The sequence below is a fragment of the Sporosarcina sp. YIM B06819 genome, assembly GCF_033485175.1.
GTDB lineage: Bacteria > Bacillota > Bacilli > Bacillales_A > Planococcaceae > Sporosarcina.
Genome location: NZ_JAWLIQ010000050.1, coordinates 1 through 4,048 on the forward strand (window position 1 = coordinate 1; position 4,048 = coordinate 4,048).

The window sequence follows — 4,048 nt, forward strand, 5'->3', positions numbered from 1 at the left end:
TATCTGCAATAAAACCACTGGCAATGATGAAAGGAAAAATCATCTTTTCATTGAAATTCAAATTTCGTACCATTGCAAGCACAATTGGCGTGAGTATGAGAGCAGCCCCGTCATTTGCGAACAACGCAGCAACAACTGCACCCAAAAGGCTGACATACACAAACATACGAATACCGCTACCTTTGGCTAATCTGGCCATATGAAGCGCAGACCATTCGAAAAATCCGATTTCGTCTAAGATTAACGAGATGATAATAATCGCTATGAAAGCAAGCGTAGCATTCCATACAATCCCCGTTACGTCTATAACATCCTGAAAATTAACTACGCCTACTAATAAAGCGACTACTGCACCGATACAGGCAGACCATCCAATCGATAAGTTTCTAGGCTGCCAAATGACAAATATCAGTGTGATTATGAAAATCAATAATGCGATAATAACTGAAGTCAACGTTCGTTCTCCCCCTTACTCACAACAAATGCGCAATCCTTGCGCCTCCAATTCAGTTACTAATCCTTCTTGTCCGGGAAGATGCCCAAGGATACCTTGTATAAACGGATAATCTTCATGATCTTCATTGATTGAGTAGAAGATCCACTTTCCTTTACGCGTTTCTTTCACCAACTCAATATCCCTTAGTTTACGCAAGTGCTGGCTAATCGCCGGTTGACTCATTTTGAAAATTTCTACGAATTCACAGACGCAACAGTCATGAGATTGCAACAATTTCATCATCGTCAAACGCGTTTGATCCCCAAGCAATTTCAACAGTTGTGATGCCCTTTGCATATCTGTCGTCACAGTTTTATTCATAGACCATCCCTCCATTTCTCTACTATCATATAATCATATGCCTATATACGCAAGTGTGTTAATCATTTAAGAGAAGAAAAATTAAATAAGATGCTTGATTCCAAACAATTCCAATCTGTTTAGAACCGAGCACCTTATGTAGTGGAACAAAACGCTCCATATTACTTAGTCATTATTCGCTAAATTACTATATGCTTGTAAAAATTGTTGATATGTTTCCTCACCTAATTGGTGAGAGTTATTGTTAAATAAACGGTAAAAAACAATCTTTCTAGCTTCGTCTACATCCGATGTTCGAGACGCTAGTATTAGCTCAAAATAAGATCTAAAGTAGGCAACACTTAATGTACCTCCACGGTTAATGATCATTACTATCACCTTTCAAAGTTATCACTTTTGATTACTCCTTTTCAGGGGAACAGCATGAAGAATCATTTTTACTTGCCGTAGCTTTATCAGAAACCTTTTCAGTTTCCTCTTCAACCTTTTCAATCTCAACCGAGCAGCAATCCTGCTTGGAAGCAAAAATCTTTTTAAATAGCGATTCTTTTTTCATTCATCTTTCACCCCCTTAAAATGTAAAGTAAAGAATGTAGCCCGTTGTGACAGCGCCTATAAAAATCGCAATAATAAAGGCTGCTAATAATCTTGGCTTAAATAATTTGTTTAACAGCAGAATTTCAGGGAGACTCGCTCCTGCACCTCCAATAATCAGTGCAACCACAGCACCCATACTCATTCCTTTAGCTACTAACGCTTCTGATATAGGAATCATCGTTTCAACTCGAATGTACATCGGAATCCCAATAACAGCAGCAATAGGAATCGCAAATGGATTATCATTCCCGGCAATCGCTGTTATAAATTCAGCAGGAATGAAATCATGAATAACAGCACCAATGAGAACCCCGATGAGTAAGTAAGGTAAAACCGGGTAAAAGAAATTCCATGCATCTTTTAATGCGAGAACCCACTTTGATTCCGACTCCCCATTCTCATTTTGTTTGCGGCGAATTCTTACGTTTTTTAGATGTTTCTCTAATCCCAATGCATTAAATAGGACACCTGCTAGCACTGCGAAAATAAACATACTGACAACGTAAAACACAGTCAATTTTAAGCCTAATAGCTTCCACAATAAAATCACGATAATCGGATTCAATAAAGGAGATGCGATTAAAAAAGAAATAGACGGACCAAATGGAGCCCCTGAACTCAATAACCCTGCCAAAATTGGGACGGTTGAGCAGGAGCAAAATGGCGTAAGTGCGCCTAAAAAAGTTCCAGAGAGATATCCTGTCGCTTTATTCCCTTTCTCTAAAACACTTTTGACCCTTTCCTCCGTTACGACCTGTTGAAGCAAGCTTACAAGAAAACTAATCACAAGAAATAACGCTGCCAATTCAACAAACAGTATTAGGAAATTCTTAATGAACCCCATAATATCCATGTAAATCATCCTTTCTAATCATACACATCAACTTTTTTTGATGCGAACTCCAAAAAAATTATCCTTATTCAGGATAAAAAAGACAACAAAGATTCGGCGATAAAACCTTCTTTATTTCATTGGAATTTGCAGAATAAAAATTCCATTTCCCTTCTTTTTCAACAGAAATAAAGTTCACATCTAATAAGACTTTTAGATGATACGATAATTTAGATTGTGGCAAGGCTAGTAGTTCACCCAAATCACACACACAGGTTTTTCCTTCTGCGGCTAAAATACGCAATATATAAAGTCTCTTGTGATCCGACAGTGCTTTAAATTTCTTCTCATAGTCGAGTAAAGTTATATCACAAACATCCGGCTGTTTTATCATGATTTTCCCCTTCTCACATCAATTATTTTTGATATGTATTATATTATGCCGAATCATACATAGTGTCAATAAATAAACTTAGCCCTCTGCAAAATCATATAATAAATGATAGATTGTAAATTTAAATGCAGGGATTTGAAGTTTTCGCAAAGCCCCGTACCTAGACATTACAACTATAATTAAGCTTTGACTTTATTAACAATATAGTTTGCATCCTTACCAACGCCTCGTAAAGTGGCCGAAGAGAATGAACGTTGACCCGGTAAACCTACATAAAATAAACCTTTATTCGATGTACTTACACCTTCTTGATGTACCGGCATTCCTATTTCATCAAGAGCCCCCTGGAGTGAGAAGAGATAATTCACATTAGGATTATAACCTGTTGCAAAAATAATTGTATCCACTTTTTCTTCTTCGCCAGAAACCCAAATAACTCCGTCTATTTTTATAGATACAAACAGATCTCTTCTATCAGGATTATTATTATTTATTGCTCATTTATATAGATTCCTATCTAAAACTGAACTACTTACAGAAAGTTTCTTACCATACGGAAGATAATCTAAACCACTCAGTTTAAACCAATAATGTATATCCTTCCCTAAAATTGTTTGTGGGGTGAATTTTATGGGAGTACGTGTCGCGAGTGTAACTTTAGATGTTTTTCGTAATTCATAAGCTATTTGAACCGCAGAGTTTCCGGCACCAACGACAATAACCCTTTTATTCGCATATCGTTTCGGATTAGAGTACTGACCCGAATGTATTATTTCTCCGGCAAAAGATTCGGTGCCCATTATTTCAGAGAGATTAGGCAAGTCAAATGATCCTGTTGCCGAAATGATTGTTTTAGCTTTGAATAACTCCCCTTCTTCCGTCTTGATCAAAAATAATTCTTGTTCTTTCAGGACTTCAGTTACTGTTTTTCCTGTAGCAATGTTTAAATCAAACTTTTGTGCGTAGGTATTTAAATATGACATAACCTCTGTTTTCGTCGGATAATGATGAATATCCCCTTGAAATCTCAAACCAGGTAGAGAGGAATACTGTACTGGTGAAAATAACTTAAGACTATCATAATAAAGCGGCCACGAACCTGCAGTTTGGTCACTTTTTTCTAAAACAAGATATTTCAAACCTTTATTCTTTAAATAGTATGCGGTAGCTAAACCCGATTGCCCTGCACCGATGACTCTCGAATCAAATATAGTTGTCAACATAAAAGCTACTTTTTAATACCGCGTTTCAACGATATATACTATATAAAATAGAACAGTGGATAAAATAAAATGGCTAACATTTCTTCAGTGAGTTAATTTCATAATTCCTATCCCTTTGGTATCAAGGGTTTCAATCAAATAAAAATGAGACACCTCCCCAAATTCGGTATAATGGTAGCGACTAA

7 protein-coding genes are annotated in these 4,048 nt (G+C 36.6%); all 7 read right to left on the reverse strand.

All coding sequences use genetic code 11. From position 1 onward, the window contains the following. Positions 1–454 (reverse strand): ArsB/NhaD family transporter (locus R2B72_RS18345; protein ID WP_318618335.1); only part of this gene is annotated, 454 nt, incomplete at its 3' end. Between the two features lie 15 nt (positions 455–469). Further along, a complete protein-coding gene (locus tag R2B72_RS18350; protein WP_318618336.1) occupies positions 470–817 on the reverse strand; it encodes a metalloregulator ArsR/SmtB family transcription factor in 348 nt (115 codons plus the stop codon). A gap of 400 nt (positions 818–1,217) precedes the next feature. After that, complete coding sequence (locus R2B72_RS18355; protein WP_318618338.1) at positions 1,218–1,373, reverse strand: hypothetical protein; 156 nt, start codon at positions 1,371–1,373, stop codon at positions 1,218–1,220. A 15-nt stretch (positions 1,374–1,388) separates the two neighbouring features. Next, the gene (locus R2B72_RS18360; protein ID WP_412177884.1) at positions 1,389–2,267 is read right to left on the reverse strand and encodes a permease; all 879 of its coding nucleotides are present in this window, start codon (positions 2,265–2,267) and stop codon (positions 1,389–1,391) included. Positions 2,268–2,331: 64 nt separating this feature from the next. Continuing rightward, positions 2,332–2,640, reverse strand: coding sequence for a metalloregulator ArsR/SmtB family transcription factor (locus tag R2B72_RS18365; protein ID WP_318618340.1), 309 nt, complete (start codon positions 2,638–2,640; stop codon positions 2,332–2,334). A 179-nt stretch (positions 2,641–2,819) separates the two neighbouring features. Further along, positions 2,820–3,047, reverse strand: a complete 228-nt coding sequence (locus tag R2B72_RS18370; protein ID WP_318618342.1) for a hypothetical protein — start codon at positions 3,045–3,047, stop codon at positions 2,820–2,822. Between the two features lie 90 nt (positions 3,048–3,137). Then, positions 3,138–3,860 carry an NAD(P)/FAD-dependent oxidoreductase gene (locus tag R2B72_RS18375; protein ID WP_318618343.1) on the reverse strand — a complete coding sequence of 241 codons (723 nt, stop codon included), beginning with the start codon at positions 3,858–3,860 and terminating at the stop codon, positions 3,138–3,140. Positions 3,861–4,048 lie beyond the last annotated feature (188 nt).

Bases quoted from the DNA above. Each gene is read 5' to 3' on its own strand.
- R2B72_RS18350 (WP_318618336.1), bottom strand. From the start codon at position 817: ATGAATAAAACTGTGACGACAGATATGCAAAGGGCATCACAACTGTTG.
- R2B72_RS18355 (WP_318618338.1), bottom strand. From the start codon at position 1,373: ATGAAAAAAGAATCGCTATTTAAAAAGATTTTTGCTTCCAAGCAGGAT.
- R2B72_RS18360 (WP_412177884.1), bottom strand. From the start codon at position 2,267: ATGGATATTATGGGGTTCATTAAGAATTTCCTAATACTGTTTGTTGAA.
- R2B72_RS18365 (WP_318618340.1), bottom strand. From the start codon at position 2,640: ATGATAAAACAGCCGGATGTTTGTGATATAACTTTACTCGACTATGAG.